Origin of the sequence: Methylobacterium sp. Leaf106, from assembly GCF_001422895.1 — a bacterium.
Lineage (GTDB): Bacteria > Pseudomonadota > Alphaproteobacteria > Rhizobiales > Beijerinckiaceae > Methylobacterium > Methylobacterium bullatum.
On record NZ_LMNB01000001.1, the window covers coordinates 708,598 to 731,534 of the forward strand.

General features: G+C 66.2%; 22 protein-coding genes. 7 read left to right on the plus strand and 15 right to left on the minus strand.

The features are described 5' to 3' along the window. Nucleotides 1-83 precede the first annotated feature (83 nt). Nucleotides 84-842 (plus strand): competence/damage-inducible protein A, encoded by a 759-nt coding sequence (locus ASF34_RS03515; protein WP_056158627.1) that lies wholly within the window; start codon nt 84-86, stop codon nt 840-842. A gap of 155 nt (nt 843-997) precedes the next feature. Continuing rightward, the gene (locus tag ASF34_RS03520) at nt 998-1,519 is read left to right on the plus strand and encodes a hypothetical protein (protein ID WP_156465612.1); all 522 of its coding nucleotides are present in this window, start codon (nt 998-1,000) and stop codon (nt 1,517-1,519) included. Nucleotides 1,520-1,544: 25 nt separating this feature from the next. Here ASF34_RS03520 and ASF34_RS03525 read toward each other — a convergent pair whose 3' ends face one another. From ASF34_RS03525 to ASF34_RS03570, 10 genes are all read right to left on the minus strand, one after another. Further along, nucleotides 1,545-1,724, minus strand: coding sequence for a hypothetical protein (locus tag ASF34_RS03525; RefSeq protein WP_018042405.1), 180 nt, complete (start codon nt 1,722-1,724; stop codon nt 1,545-1,547). A gap of 111 nt (nt 1,725-1,835) precedes the next feature. Next, complete coding sequence (locus ASF34_RS03530; protein WP_056158633.1) at nt 1,836-2,270, minus strand: GlcG/HbpS family heme-binding protein; 435 nt, start codon at nt 2,268-2,270, stop codon at nt 1,836-1,838. A gap of 192 nt (nt 2,271-2,462) precedes the next feature. Next, nucleotides 2,463-3,437, minus strand: coding sequence for an HpcH/HpaI aldolase/citrate lyase family protein (locus ASF34_RS03535; protein ID WP_056158636.1), 975 nt, complete (start codon nt 3,435-3,437; stop codon nt 2,463-2,465). A 131-nt stretch (nt 3,438-3,568) separates the two neighbouring features. Further along, nucleotides 3,569-6,328: a phosphoenolpyruvate carboxylase gene (locus ASF34_RS03540; RefSeq protein WP_056158639.1), complete on the minus strand. Its 2,760-nt coding sequence runs from the start codon at nt 6,326-6,328 to the stop codon at nt 3,569-3,571. 210 nt (nt 6,329-6,538) lie between these two features. Continuing rightward, complete coding sequence (gene sucD, locus ASF34_RS03545; RefSeq protein ID WP_018042400.1) at nt 6,539-7,432, minus strand: succinate--CoA ligase subunit alpha; 894 nt, start codon at nt 7,430-7,432, stop codon at nt 6,539-6,541. A gap of 19 nt (nt 7,433-7,451) precedes the next feature. Next, a complete protein-coding gene (locus ASF34_RS03550) occupies nt 7,452-8,630 on the minus strand; it encodes a malate--CoA ligase subunit beta (protein ID WP_018042399.1) in 1,179 nt (392 codons plus the stop codon). A 180-nt stretch (nt 8,631-8,810) separates the two neighbouring features. After that, nucleotides 8,811-9,452 (minus strand): methenyltetrahydrofolate cyclohydrolase, encoded by a 642-nt coding sequence (gene fchA, locus ASF34_RS03555; RefSeq protein WP_056158641.1) that lies wholly within the window; start codon nt 9,450-9,452, stop codon nt 8,811-8,813. A gap of 3 nt (nt 9,453-9,455) precedes the next feature. Next, nucleotides 9,456-10,319 (minus strand): NADP-dependent methylenetetrahydromethanopterin/methylenetetrahydrofolate dehydrogenase, encoded by an 864-nt coding sequence (locus tag ASF34_RS03560; RefSeq protein WP_056158646.1) that lies wholly within the window; start codon nt 10,317-10,319, stop codon nt 9,456-9,458. Between the two features lie 230 nt (nt 10,320-10,549). Further along, complete coding sequence (locus tag ASF34_RS03565; RefSeq protein WP_018042396.1) at nt 10,550-11,488, minus strand: D-2-hydroxyacid dehydrogenase; 939 nt, start codon at nt 11,486-11,488, stop codon at nt 10,550-10,552. Between the two features lie 108 nt (nt 11,489-11,596). Beyond that, a complete protein-coding gene (locus ASF34_RS03570; RefSeq protein WP_056158972.1) occupies nt 11,597-12,805 on the minus strand; it encodes an aminotransferase class V-fold PLP-dependent enzyme in 1,209 nt (402 codons plus the stop codon). 633 nt (nt 12,806-13,438) lie between these two features. Between ASF34_RS03570 and ASF34_RS03575 the strand changes: the two genes are divergently transcribed. From ASF34_RS03575 to ASF34_RS03585, 3 genes are all read left to right on the plus strand, one after another. Next, nucleotides 13,439-14,266 (plus strand): UDP-2,3-diacylglucosamine diphosphatase, encoded by an 828-nt coding sequence (locus ASF34_RS03575; protein WP_026175685.1) that lies wholly within the window; start codon nt 13,439-13,441, stop codon nt 14,264-14,266. Further along, entirely contained in the window at nt 14,263-15,333 is a 1,071-nt protein-coding gene (locus ASF34_RS03580) for a glycosyltransferase family 4 protein (protein WP_026175684.1), read from the plus strand. Before ASF34_RS03575 ends, ASF34_RS03580 begins: the two co-directional genes overlap by 4 nt. Before the next feature lie 119 nt (nt 15,334-15,452). Continuing rightward, a complete protein-coding gene (locus tag ASF34_RS03585; RefSeq protein ID WP_056158649.1) occupies nt 15,453-16,079 on the plus strand; it encodes a ribonuclease HII in 627 nt (208 codons plus the stop codon). On the opposite strand, the gene ASF34_RS03590 is transcribed toward ASF34_RS03585, so the two are convergent. Continuing rightward, nucleotides 16,066-17,199 (minus strand): PA0069 family radical SAM protein, encoded by a 1,134-nt coding sequence (locus ASF34_RS03590; RefSeq protein ID WP_056158975.1) that lies wholly within the window; start codon nt 17,197-17,199, stop codon nt 16,066-16,068. The two genes, ASF34_RS03585 and ASF34_RS03590, sit on opposite strands and share 14 nt — an antisense overlap. Further along, nucleotides 17,196-17,531 (minus strand): VOC family protein, encoded by a 336-nt coding sequence (locus ASF34_RS03595; RefSeq protein WP_056158651.1) that lies wholly within the window; start codon nt 17,529-17,531, stop codon nt 17,196-17,198. The genes ASF34_RS03590 and ASF34_RS03595 overlap by 4 nt, the downstream gene beginning before the upstream one ends. A gap of 215 nt (nt 17,532-17,746) precedes the next feature. On the opposite strand from ASF34_RS03595, the gene ASF34_RS03600 reads away from it, so the two are divergent. Next, a complete protein-coding gene (locus tag ASF34_RS03600) occupies nt 17,747-18,268 on the plus strand; it encodes a hypothetical protein (protein ID WP_018042389.1) in 522 nt (173 codons plus the stop codon). Here the strand turns inward: ASF34_RS03600 and moaB are convergent, their stop codons facing one another. The 3 genes from moaB to ASF34_RS03615 all read right to left on the minus strand — a co-directional run bounded on the left by moaB (nt 18,269) and on the right by ASF34_RS03615 (nt 20,969). Next, complete coding sequence (moaB, locus tag ASF34_RS03605) at nt 18,269-18,826, minus strand: molybdenum cofactor biosynthesis protein B (RefSeq protein WP_056158654.1); 558 nt, start codon at nt 18,824-18,826, stop codon at nt 18,269-18,271. A gap of 173 nt (nt 18,827-18,999) precedes the next feature. Further along, on the minus strand, nt 19,000-19,908 hold the full coding sequence (gene ypfJ / locus ASF34_RS03610) for a KPN_02809 family neutral zinc metallopeptidase (RefSeq protein ID WP_018042387.1): 909 nt from the start codon (nt 19,906-19,908) through the stop codon (nt 19,000-19,002). 131 nt (nt 19,909-20,039) lie between these two features. Next, on the minus strand, nt 20,040-20,969 hold the full coding sequence (locus ASF34_RS03615) for a uracil-DNA glycosylase (protein WP_056158657.1): 930 nt from the start codon (nt 20,967-20,969) through the stop codon (nt 20,040-20,042). Nucleotides 20,970-21,189: 220 nt separating this feature from the next. Here ASF34_RS03615 and ASF34_RS03620 point away from each other — a divergent pair, with 220 nt between their 5' ends. Then, nucleotides 21,190-22,842 carry an electron transfer flavoprotein-ubiquinone oxidoreductase gene (locus ASF34_RS03620; RefSeq protein ID WP_056158659.1) on the plus strand — a complete coding sequence of 551 codons (1,653 nt, stop codon included), beginning with the start codon at nt 21,190-21,192 and terminating at the stop codon, nt 22,840-22,842. The last annotated feature ends 95 nt before the right edge of the window (nt 22,843-22,937 follow it).

Consider the following 22,937-nt stretch of genomic DNA (forward strand, 5'->3'; position numbering starts at 1 on the left):
GCCGGACCAGGGAGCCGCCATGGTCAGGTGGGCATCGTCGCGCTACGTCGTGGTCCATTGCCACGCGACCGCCACGGATTCCGATGACAGACCCCGCTCCTTCCCCCATCACCGCCGCGATCCTCGTCATCGGCGACGAGATTCTGTCCGGGCGGACCAAGGACAAGAACATCGGCACCATCGCCGATTACTGCACGGCCATCGGCATCGACCTGCGGCAGGTCCGCATCGTCCCCGACGAGGCCTCGGAGATCGTCGATGCGGTGAACGCATTGCGGACCCGCTACACCTATCTCTTCACCACCGGGGGCATCGGTCCCACCCATGACGACATCACTGCCGATTGCGTGGCGGCCGCCTTCGGCGTGACCATCGATGTCGATCCACGAGCCAAGGCCATGCTGCTCGAGCGGCACAAGCCGGAAGACCTCAACGAGGCCCGGCTCCGCATGGCGCGTATTCCGGCCGGTGCCGATCTCATCGCCAACCCGATTTCGAAGGCACCTGGCTTTCGCATCGGCAACGTCTTCGTCATGGCCGGTGTGCCGGCGATCATGCAGGCCATGCTGGATGAGATCGGCCCCACCCTCGCGACGGGAGCGCGCGTCCTGTCGGAGACGATCGAGGCCGGAAACCTGCCCGAAGGCAACTATGCATCGGGCCTCGGTGAGATCGCGAAGGCGCACCCCGGCGTCTCCATCGGGTCCTATCCTTCGATGACGCAGCAGGGTTTCGCCAATCGGATCGTGGTGCGCGGCAAGGATTCGGATGCGGTGGCCCGAGCTCGGGTCGAGATCGCCGACCTCGTGGCGCAATTGAAGGCCGCCGACGGCAAGGCATGACCGTATCGAGGTCGGGACCACCGGCAGCGAGACCGCGCGCACGGAGATGAATAATGCCCGAGCGGTCGCGCACGCTCCGGTTCAGCGGCTCGATGGCACGATGATCCCGTGCCGCAACCCCATGGCGGGAGCGGTCCTCTCTCCGGAGACGTTCCGTGCCCGTGAAACCGCTATCATTCCTCGCCAGGCTTCGTATGACGCCGGTCCTGTCCGGATTCGTGGTCGTCGGCCTCTGCAGCGTACCCGCTGTCGCCGCCGATTTCCCCGATCCTTATGGACCGCCCCGTGATTTCCCCGCCGAGCGGCGGCTCCCGCCTCATGTGGAGGATTTCGGCCCCGAGCGCGGGGCGGCCCGGCTCATCGAGCCGTGCCGGGTCGTGGTCCGGCGCCGGATCACGCCCGATGGGGAAGAGATCGTGAAGCGGGTGACGATCTGTGAGGAGCGTTCGGACCGCTTCCGGCACGAGCCGGATCGTGGATACGGCGAGGCGAGGCCCTTGCTCCGACCCCCGCTGCCGCCCCGCGACATTCCATTCGTGGATGAAACTCGCCCCGGTCGGGGAGCCGATCACGGGGAAGATCGCCTGGAAGAGCGCCCGGCGGACGGGCTCGCCGGCGACGAGCGCCTGTCCGACGAGCCGCCGTTGGAAGAGCGCGGACGCGGCCCGCGCTACTGAGGCGGTCGCGTCGGGCTTCGAGGTATCAGGCCCGTACGACGGGCCGAGCCTTCACGGCTGCGGCCAGCGCCTTCAGCTGGCGGTTCAGATCCGCCAGTTCGTTGAGGGCGATGGTCCGGTGGCCGTCCTTGACCGCACGCTCGATGTCGGCGACCTGCGCTGTGGCCATGCGCTTCAGTTCGGCGGCGAGTTGGTCCCGGGTCATCGGCGCTCCTGTCACGGCTCGGGGTGGTGGGACCGTGATAGGGCCCGCATGCTTAACCGACGGTGTTCATCGGGTGCGGCGCACCCAATGAACCGTGTCCGTCATGCGGTCTTACGTCCGCCAGGGATGCGCGGGCAGCTCGGTGGCGCCGACCGTGCTGGCACCGGCGAGAGCGACGGCGTGGTCGTTCTCGACGCTGGAGCCGCTGACGCCGATGGCGCCGGACATCTCGCCGTCCTTGTCGACGATCGGGATGCCGCCGGGGAAGGTGATCAGGCCCTCGTTGGAATGCTCGATGCCGAAGAGCGGGCCGCCCGGCTGCGACAGCTGGCCGATCTGCCCCGTCATCATGCCGAAGAACACGGAGGTCTTGGCCTTCTTCTGGGCGATGTCGATGGAACCGACCCAGGCCCCGTCCATGCGGTAGAACGCTTTGAGGTTACCGCCGGAATCGACGACGGCGATACACATCTGGGTGTCGAGCTCCACCGCCTTGGCGCGGGCGGCCTCGATGGCCTTGTGGGCGTCTTCGATGGTCACATGCATGATGGTTTCTCCCTTGTCGGTCGACGAGATCGGAGCCGTTTGGCCGTCTTCGCGTAGCGGAAGCGAGTGGCCCCGGCGCCTGTTCTCACGGCGACACACCGTGAACGATAGGACATTTCGGGCCTAAAGCGAGGACGGCCGCCCCTTTCGGAAGCGGCCGTCCTGCTCAGCGATGTCTACGAAGCGAGCGAATCAGCTGGCCGACATCCCGTTGGCCTTCTCGATCAGCGCCTCGGCCATACGGATCGAGGCGATGTCGATGAGGCGGCCGTCCAGCGAGACGGCGCCCTTGCCGGCCTTAGCGGCCTCTTCCATGGCTTCGAGGATGCGGCGGGCCTTGGTGACTTCGGCTTCCGACGGGGTGAACACCTCGTTGGCGAGGTCGATCTGCGAGGGGTGGATCGCCCACTTTCCTTCGAAGCCGAGGGCGGCGCAGCGGCGGGCGGCGGAGGTGTAGCCGTCCGGATCGGAGAAGTCGCCGAACGGGCCGTCGATCGGACGCAGGCCGTAGGCGCGGCACGCGATCAGCATGCGGTTCTGGGCGAACAGCCACGGGTCCTGCCAATGGGTCTCGCGGTTGCCGGCCTCGTCCTTGTCGGTGAGCACCGAGAAGTCCTTGTTCACGCCGCCGATGACGGTGGAACGGGCCCGGGTCGAGGCGGCGTAGTCGGCCACACCGAAGGACATGGCTTCCAGGCGCTTCGACGAGGTGGCGATCGCCTCCACGTTGGCCATACCCAGAGCGGTCTCGATCAGCACCTCGAAGCCGATTTTCTTCTCGCGCTTCTTGGCCTGCTCGATCTGGGTCGTCAGCACGTCGATGGCGTAGACGTCGGCCGGCACGCCGACCTTGGGGATCAGGATCATGTCGAGGCGCGGACAGGCTTCGACGATGTCGACCACGTCGCGGTACATGTAGTGGGTGTCGAGACCGTTGATGCGGATCATCATGGTCTTGGTGCCCCAATCCAGGTCGTTGAGCGCCTGGATGATGTTCTTGCGGGCCTGCTCCTTATCGTCGGGGGCGACCGCATCTTCGAGGTCGAGGAAGATCACGTCGGCCTTCGAGGCGGCGGACTTCTCCATGAAGGTCGGGTTGGAGCCGGGAACGGCGAGTTCCGAGCGATGGAGGCGCGGGGTCGCCTGCTGGATCAGGGTAAAGCTCATCGGGGAATCCTTCCTTGTTTGGTTTCGTTGCGGGTGGTGAGGCCGCAAAACGCGGTCCACCATACCGGTCGTGGGGCGCTCACGCGCCAGCCCCAGGGCCGTGTCAGACCCTCGGTATCCTTACAAATGCCTCAGCCCGTCGCGCCGAAGCCGACGGCGATGCAGTTGATCGACAGCAGCAACGCGGATTTCACCGCCTCGCGCTTGTCCTCGTCTTCCTCGCCCCGAAAACGGCGAAGCAGCTCCACCTGTTCGCGGCTGACCTGGTTGATCGTCGGCAGCCGGCCATTGAGGCGGTCCCGGAACTGCGGGTAGCGCTCGGCCAGTTCGCGGTCGCCACTGACACGCAGGGCCATCTCGCGGGTCAGCTCGTACTCGGCCTCGATCAGCGGGAAGATGCTATTGCGGGCGGCCTCGTCGGGCACGAGACCGGCATAGTCCTTCGCGATGGCGAGATCGACCATCAGAAGTGTCTTTTCGACCTCGTCGAGGATGAGGCGGAACGGCTTCGATTCGGCAAAGAGCCGCTTCAGCTGTGCCTCGCCCTGCGCACCGCGCACGTCGAGGAAACTCTTCAGGCCGGAGCCTACGCCGTACCAGCCGGTGATGACGTGGCGGTTCTGCGACCAGGCGAAGACCCAGGGAATCGCGCGCAGATCCGCCAGCGAGCGGGCGCCGAAGCGCCGCGCCGGACGGGAGCCGATGTTGAGGAGCGCGATCTCGTCGAGCGGGCTCGCGGCCTGGAAATAGGTCACGAGATCGGGGTGCTGGATCAAATTGACGTAGGCCGCGCGCGAGGCGCCCGACAGCGCTTCAAGCGTGTCGTCGAATTCGTTGCGCGGGATGTTGATCGCCTCGCGCTCCGATTTCAACGCGTGGTCGAACACCGACGAGGCCAGGAGCTCCATCTGATAGGCCGCGGTGCCGCGGTTGGCGTATTTGAAGGAGACGACTTCTCCCTGTTCGGTGGTGCGGAAGCGGCCGTTGATCGATCCCGGCGGCTGGGCGGCGATGGCCCGGGCGGTGGGCGCCCCGCCACGGCTCACCGAACCGCCGCGACCGTGGAAGAAGGCGATCGGCACGCCCGACGACTTGCCGAGCTGGGTCAGCTTGTCCTGCGCCTTGTACAATTCCCAGTTCGAGGCGACGAAGCCGCCATCCTTGTTCGAATCCGAGTAGCCGATCATCACCTCCTGCATCCCGCCCTGCCAGCGGGTGGAGCGGCGCACGACGGGGATCGAGAACAGCTCCTTCATGATGGCGGGCGCAGCGCGCAGGTCGTCGATGGTCTCGAACAGCGGCACGATCGGCAGGCAGCAGATCTCGGTGCCGGCGGCATCGAGGAAGTTGCCGGCCTCCTTGGCGAGGAGATAGGCGCCGAGGATGTCGGGGACCGAGCGGGTCATCGACAGGATGAACGAGCCGAAAGCCTCGCGGTCGAGCTGCTCGCGCATCTCGCCGACGAGGGCGAACGTCTCGAGCGTTTCGCGGGCATCGTCGGGCAGGCTTTCGAACGAGCGCTCCCCGTGCATCGGCTTTGTCAGTTCGGACAGCAGCCAGTTCTTCCACTCGGGCGATTCGAGGGCGGGCGGCGTCTTGTTCTGGCCGTGGCTCTGGTGCCACAGGGCATGGAGCGTCTTCGTGGTGCGCGTGGTGTTCTCGCGCAGGTCGAGGCGCACGGTGGAGAAGCGGAAGATCTCGACCATGCGGCGCACCGGCCGGACGAGGTCGATGGCCAGCGACGGGCAATTCGCTTCGGTGAGGCCGGCTTCGAGGTGGCGCAGATCGTTGATGAGCCCGTCGGCGCTCGGATAGTCGGGGCCGCTGGTACGCTGCCCCTTGTTGCGCGCGATGGTGGCTTCGAGCTTGCGTAGAATGCAGGTGAGGAACTGGCGATAGGCCTCGCCCGGATTGCGGCTGGCGATGGCGCGCCCGTCGCCGCTCTCCGCAAGAAGCTGCGCGAGTTCGGACTTGAACGTCGCCGGCACAGGCAGCGAGCGCTCAGTGAGGGAGAGCGTGCGGCCAAGTGCCGTCACCCCGTCGCGGTAGCGCCGCAGGGAGGCCAGCGCGTTGCGCTGGAGCGTGGCACGGGTCACCGACGAGGTGACGTAGGGATTGCCGTCCCGGTCCCCGCCGATCCAGGAGCCGAATTGGAAGAAGGCCGGCACCTCGAACTTCTCGTCCGGGTAGTATTCGGCGAGGGACTCCTCAAGGGAGTAGAGCACCTCGGGGAGCATCTCGAACAGGGTCTCGTCGAAGAAGTGCAGGCCCCAGGCGACCTCCCGCTCTACGGTGGCCTTCTCCAGATGGAGTTCGCCGGTCATCCAGACGAGCTCGATCTGGTCGCGCAGCTCGTTCATCAGGCCGTTGCGCTCGCGCTCGGTCCAGCGTGGCAATTCGAGCTCGCGCAGGACGAGGTAGATGCGGCGGAACTTCTCCAGCACCGTCACGCGCTTTCCCTCGGTGGGGTGCGCCGTGATGGTCGGCCGAATGCGCAGATCCTTCAGCAGGGCGTGGATCTCGGGCGCTTTGATGCCGTTCTTCACCGCTTCCGCCAGGACCGCGCTGAAGCTTCCGCCGAGCTCCGCCCGTCCCTTCGTGCGCTCCAAGTGCCGGCGCCGACGCATGGCGGCGTTCTGCTCGGCGATGGAGAGCAGCTGAAACCAGATGCCCTGCACCTGAAGGGCGCGGGCGAGGAGCTCGGGCGAGAATTCCGAGATGTTGGCTTGGCCAAGAAGCACGGCCTCCAGTTCCGGCTCATGCCGGCGGGCAACTTCGAGCAGAGCGTGGAACAGGATGTCGAGCGCCTCCTTCGACGACGTACCGGTGATGACCGGCGGCGCGAAGGGATGGTCGAGGGTCCCGACCGGGGCGTGGAGGGTATCGGTCATCGGATGGCCACCTCGAACAGAGTTGAGCCGATGGCCGCCGGGGACGCGCGGGCAACGGTAATGAAGCGGCCGCCCCGCAGCATGGAACGCAGCGTCGGGGCGATCAAGGGGTGGTTTCTGTGGCTGGGTCCGTCGGCGGCCGGGCGGCGCTGCCCCTCTCCCGGTCGCTCCGCGACCACCCTCCCCCGCTGAGGGGGAGGGTTTGCGCGTTCAGGCGGCGAGTTTGCGCATCACCTGCTCGACCGTCGAGCCGAAATCGCCGGGGCTGGGGGCCACGGTCAGGCCATAGGAGCGCATGATCTCGGCCTTCTCGGCGGCACTGTCGCCGGTGGCGGAGATGATGGCGCCGGCATGGCCCATGCGGCGGCCCTTCGGAGCGGTGAGACCGGCGACGAAGCCGATGACGGGCTTCGACATGTTCTCCTTGATCCAGGCCGAGGCCTCGGCCTCCTGCGGACCACCGATCTCGCCGATCATCAGCACGGCCTTGGTGTCGGGGTCCTGCTCAAACAGGGCGAGATGGTCGAGGAAGGACGACCCGTTGATCGGGTCGCCGCCGATACCCACCGACGTGGTGATGCCGATGCCCTTCTCCTTCATCTGCGCCGCCGCCTCGTAGCCGAGGGTGCCCGAGCGCGAGATCACGCCGACATTGCCCTTGAGGTAGATGTGGCCGGGCATGATGCCGAGCATCGACTTGCCGGGCGAGATGATGCCGGCGCAGTTGGGGCCCACCACCATGGTGCGCTTGTCCTTGGGGTAGCGGCGCAGATACCGCTTCACCCGCATCATGTCCTGGGCCGGGATGCCGTCGGTGATCGAGCAGATCAGCGCGAGCCCGGCATCGGCCCCTTCCATGATCGCGTCGGCCGCGAAGGGCGGTGCGACGAAGGTGATCGAGGTGGTGGCTCCGGTGGCCTCGACGGCCTCCTTGACGGTGTTGAACACCGGGACGCCGAGATGGGTCTTGCCGCCCTTGCCCGGGGTGACGCCGCCGACGATGTTCGAGCCGTACTCGATCATCTCCTTGGCGTGGAACGTACCCTTATCGCCGGTGATGCCCTGGACGATGATCGGGGTCTTCTCGTCGATCAGAATGCTCATGACGTATCCTCCCCTCGTCTCAGTGGTTGCGCTTGGCGGCGTCGCAGGCGGCGACGGCCTTGGTGGCGGCATCCGACAGGCTGTCGGCGGTGATGAGATCGAGGCCGCTCTCGGCCAGGATCTTCTTGCCTGCCTCGACATTCGTTCCGGCGAGCCGGACGATGAGCGGCACGTCGATCTTCACTTCCTTCGCCGCCTGGATCACGCCCTGGGCGACCCAGTCGCAGCGGTTGATGCCGGCGAAGATGTTGACGAGGATCGCCTTGACGTTGCGGTCCGAGAGGACGAGCCGGAAGGCCGTCGCCACACGGTCGGGGCTAGCGCCGCCGCCGACATCGAGGAAGTTCGCCGGCTCGCCGCCCGCGTGCTTGATCATGTCCATGGTGGCCATGGCGAGGCCGGCGCCGTTGACGATGCACCCGATCTCGCCGTCGAGGCCGATATAGCTGAGATTGTGCTCGGCGGCCTGGGCCTCGCGCGGGTCGCCCTGCGAGGGATCGTGCATGTCGGCGATGTTGCGCCGGCGGAACATGGCGTTGTCGTCGAAGGACATCTTGGCGTCGAGCGCCAGGACGCGGTCGTCCTTGGTGACGACGAGAGGGTTGATCTCCAGCATCGTACCGTCGCAATCACGGAACGCCCGGTAGGCGTTCATGATCGTCTTCACGGCCGCCGAGACCTGCTTGATGTTCAGGCCGAGCTGGAACGCGATCTCGCGGGCCTGGAACTGCTGCAGACCGACGGCCGGCTCGACCACGACCTGGATCAGGGCCTCGGGCTCGTTGGCGGCGATCTCTTCGATATCCATGCCGCCGCGCTGCGAGGCGATCACGCGGACGCGCTCGGCCTTACGGTCGAGGACGTAGCCGAGATAGAGTTCGCGCTCGAACGGGTCGGCGGTCTCGATATAGACGCGCTGGACAGGCTTGCCCTCGGGGCCGGTCTGCAGGGTGACGAGACGCTTGCCGAGGAGGTCCTTGGCGGCATCGCGAACCTCGTTGTAGGTCCGGCACAGCTTGATGCCGCCGGCCTTGCCGCGCGCACCGGCATGGATCTGGGCCTTCACCGCCCAGAACGAGCCACCGAGCTCGGTGGCGGCGTAGACTGCCTGGTCGGGGCTGAAGGCCACCGCGCCTTTGGGAACCGCGACGCCGAATCCGGCGAGCAGCTCCTTGGCTTGATACTCATGCACGTCCATGTGCGTTCTCCTCGGCGTTTTTCCCTGGGACAGACACTCTCGTAAATTTCACTTCACGGAAAGAGCTTCTGTTGTAATATTTTTTTACATTCTCTTTCACTCCGCCTTTAACGGCGGACGGAATGTATTTTTTAGACGAAAAGGCCGGCTGAGTTTGCTCTCGCCGGCCTGTCGTTGGTCTTAGTTCACCTTGGCCTTCACGACCTCGTAGATCTTCTCGTTCAATGGTCCTGCTGGCCCAAGCAACTCTTCGAGTTGCTTCAGTCGCTCATCGGCAAATCCCCGATCGTCCAGGCCCTTGGCGTTGACATAGACGTTGAGCGCTGCGCTGCGCAGTCCGGCATGAGCGGAGAGAACCGCGACCCCGGCATCGGAGATGACGTTGAGGTTGCCCTTGTCGGCCACGGCCTCGGCGAGGTCGATGACCTCGCGGCAGGCACGGCAGCAGGCGAGCGGCACGTCGGTGGCGACCTTGAGGGCCTCTTGGATTCTGGCGGCACGGGCCACCTTCTCCTCGTCGGTGCCCTTCGGCAGGCCGTAGGCTCCCATCACGGCGTCGAAAGCCTCGACATCGTCGGCGATCATTCCGGTGAGTTCGGCCCGGAGCGCTTCGGACTTGTCGAGGATCTCCTTCAGCTCGCCCTCCACCTCGACGTACTTCTTCTTTCCGATGGTGAGGTTGCACACCATGCTGAGGAGCGCGGCGCCCATGGCACCGGAGATGGCGGCGGCTCCGCCGCCTCCGGGGGTCGGGGCCGAGCTCGCGAGCCCGTCAAGGAAGCTCTGGATGGTTTCGTTGGCGGGCGACGTCTTCTCGCTCATGGGTCAGGCCATCGTCTTGGCGAGGGCATAGATCTCCTCGGCGTCGAAGACCTTCTCGGCGCTGTCGAAGAGCTGGCCGACGCAGGCGCGGTGCAGCTTCAGCTTCAGGCCGCCGATGCCGAGGGCCCCGAACACCTTCTTGCCGTGGCGCTCCTTACCCTTGTCCATGGCGTCGATGCCGCCGAAGCCGAGGGGCGGCTGGGCGTTGTAGTCGGCGATGAACTCGATGCTTGCCTCGTCCTTCCAGTCGGCTTCGGCAAGAAGCTCGAGGCCGATGGCGCCGGCTGAGAAAACGAGGTTCTGGCCCTTGACGATGGCGGCGCGCGAGGCGGCGTCCGGCGTCGCGGCGGCGCTGATCTCGACCTTGAAACGCTTGTTGATGGAATCGGCTGCGGCCTGTGCCTTGTCCAGCGAACGACCGCAGAGGACGACGGTGGCGCCTTCCTGCGCAAGGAGCGCTGCCGAGCGCATGCCCACCGGACCGGTGCCGGCGAGCACGACGGCCTTCTTGCCCTGGAGCGATCCGGCGGCCTTCTGAACCAGCGCGACGCCGGCGGCGGCGGTGGTGTTCGAGCCGTTCGAATCGAGCATGATCGACACGCGGAAGGGGCCGAAGAAGCGCTTCTTCACCGCCTCGAACACGGCTTCGCCGGCCGCCATGCTGCCGCCGCCGACGAAGATCGCCGTGGATTTCTTCTCGGAACCCCCGCGGGTGTAAATCGTGCCGTCCACCAGCGCGCCGACGTTGTCGGGCGTCACGTTGCCGTAGCCGGTGATGCGATCGGCCCCGCCGTCATAACCAACGACCACATCGAACACGCTCGGAACGGTATCGGTATCGAATTGGAACAGCAGCTTCTTCGTCATGTCGTTTCCTCTGCCCGCGTCGCTGCGCGGTTATCGTATGATTGGCGAGACTGCGATGAGCCGCGCGATGGTGTGCTCCGACATTCCGCAGTGTCGGCGGCCCGTCATCCAAACACCCCGGCGGCACAGCCTCGATCAGCGCCCGGCGATTTGGATTTCGGGCTCCGCTCCACGGCCCCGGAGGGACGTCTTCGTCTCCGAGCCGGGTCTCCACGTATGGAGCCCGATCCTCACACCACGTTCTGCGGCTTGCCCGCAACATAGGCCTCGACGTTGTCCACGAGCTGGTCGGCCAGGATCTGCATGGCCTCCTTGCTCGCCCAGGCCACGTGCGGCGTGACGATGAGGTTGGGCAGGTCGAGCTCGCACAGGATGTTGCCGTTCTTGGGCGGCTCGGTCATCACCACATCGAATCCGGCGCCACCGATCGTGCCGGCCTTCAGGGCCTCGGCAAGAGCCTCCTCATCGACGAGGCCGCCACGCGCCGTGTTGATCAGGATGGCGTGTTTCTTCATCTTGGCCAGCTGCTCGGCGCCGATCATGTTCCGGGTCTCCGGCGTCAGCGGCGCATGCAGGGTGATGACGTCGGATTCGGTCAGGATCGTCTCGAAATCCACGAGGCCTTCCTGCGGGAACACGTCGTAGGCGATGACCTTCATGCCGAGCGCTTCCGCCCGCTTGGCGATGGACTTGCCGAGCGCGCCATAGCCGACGATGCCCAGCGTCGAGCCGGCGATGTCGTGGATCGGATAATCGAAGTAGCAGAACTGGGTGGACTTCGCCCAATCGCCCCGGCGCACGGAGTTCGCGTAGGGCACGATGGCGCGCCGCAGGGCGAACATCAGGCCGATCACGTGCTCGGGCACGGTGTTGAAGGCGTAGTTGCGGATATTGACGACCGTGATGCCGAGTTCCTTGGCGACGGCCTTGTCGACGACATCGGTGCCGGTGGCGGCCACGGCGATGAGCTTGAGGTCGGGGAGCTGCTTCAACGTCTCGGCGCGCATGGGCACCTTGTTGATCAGCGCGATCTCGGCCCCCTTCAGGCGCTCGACGATCTCCTCCGGCGTCCAGGTGGAGTCGTACTCGGTATATTCGTGCGGGAAATTGAACTCACGCACCTTGGCGTCGAGGGATTCACGATCGAGGAAGACGATTTTGTGCGCCATTGGAACCCTCAAGCGACGTTCCGCGCCGAGCGCGACGTTACGCGATACACGCTTCTATAGACGATGCCCCGGGGCCGGCGAGATGCCGGCCCCGGGAAACAGCTTCGATCAGGACTTGGCGAGGGGGTTCTCACGCAGGTAGCTGGAGGCGGCGGCGACGCCGGAGCCCGGCTGCACCTTCACGCCGTTGTCGAGCATGGCCATTTCCGCGCCGGCGATGGCGCCGAGAAGCGAGAGCTCGTTCAAGTCACCCACGTGGCCGATGCGGAACACCTTGCCGGCCACCTGGCTCAGACCCGCGCCGAGGGCGAGGTTGTAGCGCACGAAGGCGTGCTTGATGATCGCGGCGGCGTCGACACCCTCGGGGACGAGGATGGCCGTCACCGTGTCCGAGTTCCACTTGGCTTCCTTGGCGCAGGTCTTGAGACCCCAGGCCGCCACGGCCTGGCGGGTCGCCTCGGCGAGTACGGCATGGCGGTGGTAGACGTTCTCGAGACCTTCTTCCCGCAGGCAGGCGAGTGCCTCGCGCAGGCCGTAGAGAAGCGGCAGGGCGGGGGTGTAGGGGAAGTAGCCGGCGCCGTTCTGCTTCTGATGGTCGGCCCAGTCGAAGTAGACATGCGCGAGACGGTCGTTCGGGCCCGACGAGGACTCGGCGGCCTTGAGCGCCTTCTGGCTGACGCAGATCACGCCGAGGCCGGCGGGGAGCATCAGGCCCTTCTGCGAGCCGGCGATGGCGCAATCGACCTTCCACTCGTCGGCGTAGAACGGCAGCGAGCCGATCGAGGACACGCCATCGACGAAGAGAAGTGCCGGGTGGCCGGCCGCGTCGATCGCCTTGCGCACGGCACCGATGTCGCTGGTGACGCCGGTGGCGGTCTCGTTATGGACCGTCATGACGGCCTTGATCTCGTGGTTCGTGTCGGCGCGCAGGGCCTCCTCGATCCGCTGCGGGTTCGCACCCGTGCCCCACTCTTCTTCCTGAACGATCACGTTCAGGCCCAGACGCTGGGCCATGTCGATCCACAGGTGGCTGAACTGGCCGAAGCGCGAGGTCAGCACCGTGTCGCCGCGATGCAGGGTGTTGGTCAGTGCCGATTCCCAGATGCCGGTACCCGAGGCCGGGAACAGGAAGATCGTGCCCTCGGTCGAGCCGAACACGGCCTTGGTCTCTTCGAACAGGGGCTTGGTCAGCGTCGGGAAATCCACCGAACGGTGATCCTCGGAGGGAACGATCATCGCCCGCTGGACGCGGTCGGGGATGTTCGTGGGGCCCGGAACGAACAGATGGTTCCGACCCGGCCGTCTCGTTGCCGCCATGTTGTGTCTCCGGTTCTTCTTCGGTTCGCGCGCACGCATCGTGCGACGCTGGGATCGAATACGGTGGTCCGAGGTCGCGATCCGGCCTGATGGGCAGCCGGGACGGTTCCTAAGCTTCGGGAAAGAAACGGCGGCGCTGCCAGGAGGCCCGGCTGCCGCGCGTCCGTCTGGAGGAGAAGGCACGGTCCACGATCGTCGGCGGAAGGCGCGAGGCCCGCCTCGTGCCATCACCGATGACTGCGAGTTCCGGAGCGCTCGACGTGACTGCCTTCGACTGGATCAAGCCTCTCTCCGTTGGCCGGGGCGCGCGAATACCGCACACTCCCAGGGCCTTGGACGTCGTTTCTCACCTCGTCGGCAACCTTGATTCCGCCTCGCATGGGCTCCGGACACGCGCTTTCCAGCGCGATCCGGTGGGTCACCTTGATCGGGACTATGCCGGGGTTCGCCACCGAAGGAAAACGCAAAAAACTTCCCGGCCACTCAAAAAATTTGTCGCGCAGTGCAACATCCGCGCGATGCGGTTGAAGTAGTCGCATTGCAAGGCGAGCCACGGGGCGAGACAGCGCACGTCATCAAACTGATACGGGAATCCGGTTTGGCTCAATGCACCGAAGCCGTTCGGAGTGGGTCGTGGGCGAAGATACAGAGAAGACGATCCGCGTGAGGACGCTCTTCCTGTCCGATATGCATCTGGGCACGAAGGGCTGTCAGGCAGGATTGTTGCTGGAATTCCTGCGGGATTACGATGCCGACGAGATCTACCTCGTCGGCGACATCGTGGACGGGTGGCAGCTCAAATCGGGCTGGTTCTGGCCGCAGAGCCACAACGACGTGGTGCAGAAACTGCTGCGCAAAGTGCGCAAGGGCTCGACGCTGATCTACATCCCCGGCAACCACGACGAGTTCCTGCGCGATTATCTCGGCATGACGTTCGGCGGGATCGAGGTGGTGGACGACCGGATCCACGTCGCCGCGGACGGCAAGCGCTACCTCGTCATCCATGGCGACCAGTTCGACATGGTCGTGCGGCATGCCAAATGGATCGCCTTCCTGGGCGACGGGGCCTACACGTTCGCGCTCTTCATCAACACGCATCTGAACACGATCCGGCGTCGCCTCGGCCTCGCCTATTGGTCGCTGTCGGCCTGGGCGAAGCTGAAGGTGAAGAACGCCGTCAATTTCATCGGAAAGTTCGAGGAGTTGCTCAGCGCGGAGGCCAAGCGCGTGGGCGCGGACGGTGTCATCTGTGGACACATCCACCATGCCGCGCACCGGCAGATCGCCGGGCTGACCTATCTGAACACCGGGGATTGGGTGGAATCCTGCACCGCCATCGTCGAGCATTACGACGGCACCATGGAGGTGCTGCATTACCCGAGCGTGTTGCGGGCGCGGGCCGCCGCGGAAGAAGCGGAGCGCAGCGCGGTCACCGTCGGTCCGGCGCGGGCTGTCGCGTGAGGCTGTTGATCGCCACCGATGCGTGGCACCCGCAGGTCAACGGGGTCGTCCGCTCTCTCGAGAACATGGCGGCGGCGGGCCAGGAGCTCGGCTTCGAGACCGTGTTCCTGACCCATCAGGACTTCGCCTCGGTGCCGCTTCCGGGATATCCGGAGATTCGGCTGTCTTATGCGACCAAGGGCAAAATCGCGCGCCTATGGTCGGATCTCGCCCCGACTCATGTCCATGTGGCCACCGAGGGGACCGTCGGTTACGCGACCCGGCGCTATTGTCTCGCCCATGGTCGCCCTTTCACCACAAGCTATCACACGCGCTTTCCCGAATACCTCGCCGCCCGTGCGCCCGTTCCCGAAAGCTGGAGCTACGCCTGGCTGCGGCGCTTTCACGGCGCGGCGAGCGGGACGATGGTCTCGACCCCTTCCCTCGAGCGTGACCTCGCCTCACGCGGATTCGGCAACCTGATGCGCTGGACGCGGGGGGTCGATACGGACCTCTTTCGCCCCGCTGGGCCGGATGACGTCCCGCCCGATGCCCTGGTCGGATTGTCCGGACCGTTCTTTCTCTTCGTCGGCCGGCTGGCGGTGGAGAAGAACGTCTCGGCCTTCCTCGATCTCGACCTGCCGGGTACCAAAATCGTGGTCGGAGACGGCCCTGACCGGGCACGCCTCGCCGGCCTGTATCCAAAGGCCCGCTTCCTCGGCACCCTGACCGGCGCGGCGCTCGCCCGCATCTACGCGGCAGCGGACGTCTTCGTGTTCCCGAGCCTCACCGACACGTTCGGCATCGTCCTGCTCGAAGCCCTCGCCTGCGGCGTTCCCGTGGCGGCCTATCCGGTCACAGGCCCCCTCGACGTCATCGGCGGAACCGGTGCCGGAATCCTCGGACCCGACCTGCGCGAGGCGGCGCTCGCCGCCCTGTCGATCCCCCGCGAGCGCTGCCGCGCAGAGGCCCTGCGCTACACCTGGGGCGAGAGCGCGCGCCAGTTCTTCACCAACATTTCGCTGGCTCACGGCACAGGTCTTCCCACGCCCCGGCGCCGGGCGTTCCGGGCGGCAGCTGCGGTGTAGCCCGAAGCCGTGGCGATGACCTTCCGGCCTCCTCGTCCAGAGAGTTCGGCCACGCTCACACACGTTTCTCACCCAAATCCCAGTGACCGGTCTTTGGGTGAGGTATATCCAATGGTCCAATGACCAAACCATTCGCCGACCCCGTCGCCAGCACCCTCCCCGCGCTCATCGGCTGCGACGAGGTCGGGCGCGGTGCCCTGTGCGGCCCCGTGGTCGTGGCGGCGGTCTGGTTCAATCCTGCCGTGTTCCCGGCCTCCGTGCTGGCCTGCCTCGACGACAGCAAGAAGCTCGACCGGGCAACGCGCGAGCGCCTGACGCCTCTGATTCGCGAACATGCCGAGGTGGCGGTGGCGGCCGGGTCACGGCAACTCGTGGACCGGATCAACGTCCGCGCGGCGACCCTCGACGCCATGCGGCGAGCGGTGGAGAAGCTCGGCCTCGAAGCGCCCGTGGCCGTGGATGGGCGCGATGCCATCCCCGGCCTGTCCCTGCCGTGCCGGGCGGTGATCGGCGGCGATCGGCTGGTGCCCCAGATCGCGGCGGCCTCCATCGTCGCCAAGACCTTGCGGGACGATCTCATGCGGGTTCTGGCCGGCCGTCATCCGGCCTATGCCTGGGATCGCAATGTTGGCTATGGCACCGCGGCTCATCTCGCCGGTTTGGCGAGCCTCGGCCGCTCCGCGCATCACCGGGTGAGCTTCACCAAGCGTTTCGCTTCCTTCCCCGCTGTCGTCACAACAGGCTGAGCTGTGCCCCGGACGCCGCTGTAGGATCGAAGAGATCCGTGCGCAGGGAGATGCGCTCATCGGCATAGCGGAGGCGTTGCTTCGCCAGCCGCATGCGCTGGGCGATGAGATCGGCATAGGCGCCGCTGCCGGTCATCCGCCGGCCGAAGGTCGCATCGTAGGCCTTGCCGCCACGGGCCTCGCGCACGAGCGACATCACGTGCCGCCGGCGCCCCGGATAATGCTCGGCGAACCAGTCGTTCACGAGGTCGTCGAGTTCGAGCGGCAGCCGCAGCAGGACATGGCGGGCCTCGACGGCACCGCATTCCCGCGCCCGCTCCAGCACCGCTTCGATCTCGTGGTCGTTCAGCGATGGGATGACCGGGGCCATCATCACCATGACCGGGATGCCCGCGCGGCTGAGCTGACGGATCGCTTCGAGGCGCCGGTCGGGATGGGGAGCGCGCGGCTCCATCCGGCGGGCCAGGACAGGGTCGAGGGTCGTCACCGACATCGCCACCTTGACGAGACCGAGCTCCGCCATCGGCGCCAGGATGTCGATGTCCCGGGCGACAAGGTTCGATTTCGTGACGATCCCCACGGGATGGCGGAAGCGCGCCAAGACGCCGAGCACGGCGCGGGTGATACCATGGTCTCGCTCGATCGGCTGATACGGGTCCGTGGCCGTCCCGAGGGCGATCGTCTGCGGGACGTAGCCCTTCGCGGAGAGCTCGCGCTCCAGCAACTCGGCCGCGTTGGCCTTGTGGAACAGCTTCGTCTCGAAATCGAGGCCGGGGGACAAGCCGACATAGGCGTGGTTGGGCCGGGCGAAACAGTAGACGCATCCGTGCTCGCAGCCGCGATAGGGATTGATCGAGCGATCGAACGGCAGGTCCGGTGACGTATTCCGCGTCAGGATGGTGCGTGCGTGCTCGGGCCGGTCTTCGGTGCGCAGGCGCTGGGCGGCATCATCCGAAACCCAACCGTCGTCGAAGGCCTCCCGCCGGGCCGGTTCGTAGCGACCGCAGGGATTGGCCGTGGCCCCCCGCCCCTTTCTCGCATCCGCCGACAGGGTGCTCCCCCCAAGCCGCCGGTCGCGCGTGTCGAACGCCTCGTCACCCCCGTGCCCACCGGCCTTCACCGCTCGGACCACACAGCCAGTTCCGTTCCCGCCGGGTCCTTGAAATGGAAGCGGCGACCGCCGGGAAAAGCGAAGATCGGCGCCACGATCGTGCCCCCCGCCGCCTCGACCCGTGCCTGCATCGCTTCGAGATCTTGCGCATAGAGTACGGGCAAGGGCACCGCCTTCGCCGCGTCGGCATCGAACCCGCCATCGAGTCCCTCGTCAAAGGCGGCATAGCGCGGCCCGTAATCGACGAACCTCCAGCCGAAAGCGTTCCCGTAGAAGGCTTTCACCCGGTCGATTTCACCGCCCGGCAACTCGAGGTAATCGATCTTGCCATCCTGCCGCATGCCTTGCTCCCCATCCGTTTCGACGACGTGACGCAGGGACGCCCGGCGCGTCGCGCGATACCCCTCCGTTCGGGTCGCGAACATATCAGGAACATTCAGGATGTCCCTGCCCTTTTTTAGAGCAATCGACGGGTTATGCCTGCGAGGCGCGGGTTCTCGTCGTTGTTTCGGCGCCATCCGGCTTTCTCCGGGCCGAAAATACGGTATGCGCGCGCATGATTTCGGCTCTGATCCATGTAGCGATGCCGGTCGGCCCCGATGCGGTCGACCAGCTCGCCGATACTCTGGGGGCTCTCGTCGAGGGTGTTGCCGCCGGGCTCGTCGGCGACGCGGTCATCATCGCCCCCGCCCATGATGCTGCGATCGATGCCGTGGCCGAGGCCACGGGCGCGACCTTCGTCGTCCGTTCGGGCGGTACGCCGCCCTGGTCGGAGGGGGCGAGGGCCGCGCGGCGGGAATGGGTCCTGTGCCTCGAGGCCGGTGACGTGCCGGCCGAGGGCTGGATCCGCACCATCGATCGGTTCATCGGCACCGCCCGGCCGGAGATGGTCCTCGGGCGGCTGCGCCGACCCCATGCGGGGTTGCCGTCGCGCCTTGCGGCACAGGGCGAGTCCGTCATCGGCGTGCGCACGCCGCGCGCCGGAGACCTCGTACGCCGGGACCGCCTCATCGCGAGCGCCGTCTTCTCGACCCGCCTGCATCCCCGGCGGGTGAACGTGCGGCTGAACCGAGGGTAATCAGACCGGGATCGAGGCGCCGCGCCGCAGGTGTTCGTCCAGGCGCGGCATGATCTCGACGAAGTTGCAGGGCCGGTGCCGATAGTCGAGTTGCGCGGCGAGGATGCCGTCCCACGCATCGCGGCACGCGCCCGGTGAACCGGGCAGGACGAACACGAAGGTGGCGTTCGCGAGCCCCGCCGTGGCTCGTGACTGCAGGGTTGACGTCCCGATCTTGTCGTAGGAGATGCGGTGGAAGACCGCCGAGAATCCGTCCATCCGCTTCTCGAACAGCGGCTCGATCGCTTCGGGTGTCACATCGCGTCCGGTGAATCCCGTGCCGCCCGTGGTGATCACCACGTCGACAGCCGGGTCCCGCGTCCAGGATTCCACCTGAGCGCGGATCGCGGCGACCTCGTCGGGGACAATGGCGCGGCCGGCGAGGCTATGCCCGGCTGCGACGAGCCGTTCGCACAGCGTGTCGCCGGAACGATCGTCCTCGGCGACACGGGTGTCCGAGACGGTCAGCACCGCGATGGAGAGCGGGATGAAGCTACGGGTCTTGTCTGCGGCGACCATGGCTGACGGCTCTCGGCTCGGCGGTACCGACCGGTTCTAGCCGCGAATGGGGCGGCAGGTCGATCCCGCCACCCCTTGGGTGCTCCACCGCTCCGGCTGACGCGCGATGGCCTCTTTCCGAAGTCGGTCGGGAGGGACGCGATGCCGCGACAGGTTGCTTTACCGGCGCTGGGTCAGTTCCGGGCCGCCCTGAAAGTGTCGCAGGACTTGGTCTGGCCGCTCTTGTAACCTGTCATGAACCACCGCATCCGCTGGTCGGACGAACCGTGCGTGAAGGAATCCGGCACGGCGTAGCCCTGGGACTGCTTCTGAAGTTTGTCGTCGCCGATGGCGCTGGCCGCCTGCATGGCTTCCTCGATGTCGCCCGGCTCCAGGGAGTTGTACTTGTCGTTCGAGTTCTTGGCCCAGACGCCCGCCAGGCAATCGGCCATCAGCTCGACGCGAACGGAGAGCTGGTTCGACTCGACCTTGCTGGATGCCGCCTGCTGGCGACCCTGGACCTTGCCCAGGATGCCGAGCTCGTCCTGGACGTGGTGGCCGACCTCATGGGCGATGACATAGGCATAGGCGAAATCGCCCTTCACCCCGAACTTCTGCTCCATCTCCTTGAAGAACGACGTGTCGAGGTAAATCTTCTTGTCGAGCGGGCAATAGAATGGCCCCATGGCCGCCTGCGCCGAGCCGCAGCCGCTGCGCGTACCGCCTTTATAGAGCACCATGCCGGTGGGGCGGTACTGCTTACCGGTCTGGTTGGGCAGAATCTCCTTCCACACATCCTCGGTGTTGCCGAGGATCGCGGCCGCGAAGCGTCCGCTTTCGTCCGTAGGTTTGGTGTTGCGCTGCGCCTGTGTCTGCGGGTCGACCCGTTCCTGGCGCGGCTGTCCGCCGCCGCTCATCTGCTCGGCGCCGCCGATCAGGATGGCGGGGTTGATGCCGGTGACCCAGCCGATGATGCAGAGGATGACGATCGTGCCGATGCCGAGCCCGCCGGCGCCGCCACCGGGAAAGCCGCCACCGCCTCCGCCGCCCTCTCCCCGGCGGTCCTCGACATTGTCCGAAGAGCGGAAATCTTCCCAGCGCATGATCTCGTCACCCTTCGTGGCGTGGACTCAACCCGAAGCCGGCCGCCCAACGCATCTCTGTCTTGAGCCTCGTGTGCCCGAACTAATCCGGCGGTGAAAGATACAGTTCCGCTTCCGCCCCGCCTTTCGCCCTACGCCTTGCCGTCCAGTGTCGCCCGCAACAGGCGGAAATCGCGCCAGGCCAAGCGCTTCTGCAGGGGCTGGCGCAGGAGATAGGCCGGGTGCAGGGTAGCCAGGGTCTTCACCTCCCGGTCGCCCACCCGATAGGGATAGAACCGTCCGCGCGCCTTCAGAATGCCGTCCTTCGTGCCGGTGATCGCCTGCGTCGCCGGACTGCCGAGGCAGACGATGACGTCCGGGTCGGCGAGTTCGATCTGGCGCTCGATGAACGGCTTGCAGATCGACACCTCCTGCGGGGTCGGATTGCGGTTTCCCGGCGGCCGCCACGGCACGATGTTGGTCACGTAGGCTTTCGTCCGGTCGAGGCCGATCGCCGCCATCATCCGGTCTAGAAGCTGGCCCGAGCGGCCCATGAACGGCTTGCCGACGCGGTCCTCGTCGGCGCCAGGGGCCTCGCCGATGAACATCAGTTTCGATGCCGGGTTGCCGTCGGCGAAGACGAGGTTCTTGGCTGTGAACTTCAGCGGGCATCCGTCGAAATCGGCGAGCAGCGCTTCCAGCTCTTCGAGGGTCCCGACATCCCTGGCCCTCGCCCTGGCATCGCCCGCGGCCTCGCCTGGCTTGGACGCCGCGGATTGCCCGTAGGTTCGTGCGGGCGATGTGGCGGGCCCCTCGCCGCGCGGCGGCAATTCACGACGGGGGGGCACGGGATCCGCCTGCGGTCGCTCCCGAGGGGCGGAGATTTGCGAGGGACGATCAAGGTGGGGCAGGTCGTGCGTCGGTAAGCCGTGCCGCGCCGGTGCCGGGCGCCAGGGTGACGCCTCCTCGACTTCGGAGAAGCGGTCGTGCGGCCGTTCGTCGAGACAGAGATCGACGCCGGCTTCCACGTGGAAGTCCAGTTCGGCGATCACGTCGCGCTGATGGTCGGGACCTTGGCTCATGGTTCTCGATGTGGATCCTGACTGGCCTGTGGACAACACTTCGCCGGACACGTTACGCGGCCATTGGTACGGCGGCGAGACGGCTCAGACCATGCTGAGACCATTGGCAGGCTTGCGTTCCCAGCTTGGAGTCGGTTGAGAGTGTTCGCAATCATAACATCGCGCACGCGCTGACCGGTCTCGATCGGTCCAGGCTGGGGCGGCAGGAGGAGTTCACAGGATGGCGTTGCCGGAACGCGAGGGTATGGATTTCGACGTGGTGATCGTCGGCGCGGGGCCCGCCGGCCTCGCCGCTGCGATCCGCCTCAAGCAGATCGCCGCCGATCTTGCCGTCGTGGTGGTGGAGAAGGGGTCCGAAGTCGGCGCGCACATCCTCTCCGGCGCGGTGATCGATCCGCTCGGGCTGGACCGCCTGCTTCCCGAGTGGCGCCAGGACGAAGCCCGGCCGCTCAAGACCGAGGTCGAGCGTGACGAGTTCCTGTTCCTCACCAAGAACAGCGGCATCTCGCTGCCGAACTTCGCCTTCCCGAAATTCATGTCGAACCACGGCAATTTCGTCGGCTCGCTCTCGAACGTGACGAAGTATCTCGGTGCCAAGGCCGAGGCGCTCGGCGTCGAGATCTATCCCGGTTTCCCGGCCTCGGAAGTGCTCTACGACGATGCCGGCACGGTCATCGGCGTGGCCACCGGCGATCTCGGCATCGGAAAATCCGGTGAGCCGCGTGACGATTACACCCGCGGCATGGAGTTGCGCGGAAAGTACACGATCTTCGGCGAGGGAGCGCGCGGCTCGCTCACCAAGACGCTGATCGACCGCTTCCAGCTCAACCGGGACAGCGACCACCAGAAATACGGATTGGGCGTCAAGGAGCTCTGGCAGCTGAAGCCCGAGACGTTCGAGCCCGGTCTCGTGCGCCATACCATGGGCTGGCCGCTCTCCAACAAGACCGGCGGCGGTTCCTGGCTCTATCATTTCGACGACCACCTGCTCTCGGTCGGCTTCGTCACGCACCTGAACTACGAGAACCCGACCCTGTCGCCGTTCGAGGAATTCCAACGTTTCAAGACCCACCCGATGATCCGCGACGTGTTCGAGGGCGCCAAGCGCATCGGCTACGGCGCACGCGCCATCATGGAGGGCGGCTGGCAATCGGTGCCGAAGCTCGTCTTCCCCGGCGGCTGCCTCGTCGGCTGCTCGGCCGGCTTCGTCAACGTGCCGCGCATCAAGGGGTCGCACAACGCCGTTCTCTCCGGCATGCAGGCGGCCGAGGCCATCGCGGCTGCCCTCACCGCCGGCCGGCAGGGCGACGAGCTCACCGATTACGAGGCCGGTTGGCGCGACAGCGACATCGGTCGCGACCTCAAGCGCGTGCGTAACGTCAAGCCGCTCTGGTCGAAATACGGCACGCTCGTGGGTGTGGGTCTGGGCGGCCTCGACATGTGGTCGCAGACGATCCTCGACGCCTCGCCCTTCGGCACGCTCAATCACGGCAAGCCGGATCACGCCGCCACGAAGCCGATCTCGGAGGTGACGCCGATCGTCTATCCGAAGCCCGACGGCAAATTGACCTTCGACCGGCTCTCCTCGGTCTATCTTTCGAACACCAATCACGAGGAGGACCAGCCGCCGCATCTCAACGTCAAGGACGCGGCGCTCCAGAAGTCCTCGGAGCACGACATCTATGGCGGCCCCTCGGCGCGGTACTGCCCGGCGGGCGTCTACGAATGGGTGCAGGAGGGCAACGGCGTCCGCTACCAGATCAACGCGCAGAACTGCGTCCACTGCAAGACCTGCGATATCAAGGACCCCAACCAGAACATCAACTGGGTGACGCCGGAGGGTCCGGGCGGGCCGAACTACCCCAACATGTGAGGACGCACCGGACCCTAAGTGCCCGCCATCCTTTCGCCTTGCGAGGATGGCGGGAAGAGTTCAGTGTCCCCGCCCGATCGGCATCGGTCCCTGAC

Coding starts and splice junctions, on each gene's coding strand:
- ASF34_RS03595 (WP_056158651.1), bottom strand. CDS start 17,531: ATGCGGCAGGATGGCAAGATCGATTACCTCGAGTTGCCGGGCGGTGAA.
- ASF34_RS03525 (WP_018042405.1), bottom strand. CDS start 1,724: ATGACCCGGGACCAACTCGCCGCCGAACTGAAGCGCATGGCCACAGCG.
- ASF34_RS03570 (WP_056158972.1), bottom strand. CDS start 12,805: ATGGCGGCAACGAGACGGCCGGGTCGGAACCATCTGTTCGTTCCGGGC.
- ASF34_RS03600 (WP_018042389.1), top strand. CDS start 17,747: ATGATTTCGGCTCTGATCCATGTAGCGATGCCGGTCGGCCCCGATGCG.
- ypfJ (WP_018042387.1), bottom strand. CDS start 19,908: ATGCGCTGGGAAGATTTCCGCTCTTCGGACAATGTCGAGGACCGCCGG.
- ASF34_RS03540 (WP_056158639.1), bottom strand. CDS start 6,328: ATGACCGATACCCTCCACGCCCCGGTCGGGACCCTCGACCATCCCTTC.
- ASF34_RS03530 (WP_056158633.1), bottom strand. CDS start 2,270: ATGCATGTGACCATCGAAGACGCCCACAAGGCCATCGAGGCCGCCCGC.
- ASF34_RS03615 (WP_056158657.1), bottom strand. CDS start 20,969: ATGAGCCAAGGTCCCGACCATCAGCGCGACGTGATCGCCGAACTGGAC.
- moaB (WP_056158654.1), bottom strand. CDS start 18,826: ATGGTCGCCGCAGACAAGACCCGTAGCTTCATCCCGCTCTCCATCGCG.
- ASF34_RS03560 (WP_056158646.1), bottom strand. CDS start 10,319: ATGACGAAGAAGCTGCTGTTCCAATTCGATACCGATACCGTTCCGAGC.
- ASF34_RS03535 (WP_056158636.1), bottom strand. CDS start 3,437: ATGAGCTTTACCCTGATCCAGCAGGCGACCCCGCGCCTCCATCGCTCG.
- ASF34_RS03515 (WP_056158627.1), top strand. CDS start 84: ATGACAGACCCCGCTCCTTCCCCCATCACCGCCGCGATCCTCGTCATC.
- ASF34_RS03585 (WP_056158649.1), top strand. CDS start 15,453: ATGACCAAACCATTCGCCGACCCCGTCGCCAGCACCCTCCCCGCGCTC.
- sucD (WP_018042400.1), bottom strand. CDS start 7,432: ATGAGCATTCTGATCGACGAGAAGACCCCGATCATCGTCCAGGGCATC.
- ASF34_RS03620 (WP_056158659.1), top strand. CDS start 21,190: ATGGCGTTGCCGGAACGCGAGGGTATGGATTTCGACGTGGTGATCGTC.
- ASF34_RS03550 (WP_018042399.1), bottom strand. CDS start 8,630: ATGGACGTGCATGAGTATCAAGCCAAGGAGCTGCTCGCCGGATTCGGC.
- ASF34_RS03565 (WP_018042396.1), bottom strand. CDS start 11,488: ATGGCGCACAAAATCGTCTTCCTCGATCGTGAATCCCTCGACGCCAAG.
- fchA (WP_056158641.1), bottom strand. CDS start 9,452: ATGAGCGAGAAGACGTCGCCCGCCAACGAAACCATCCAGAGCTTCCTT.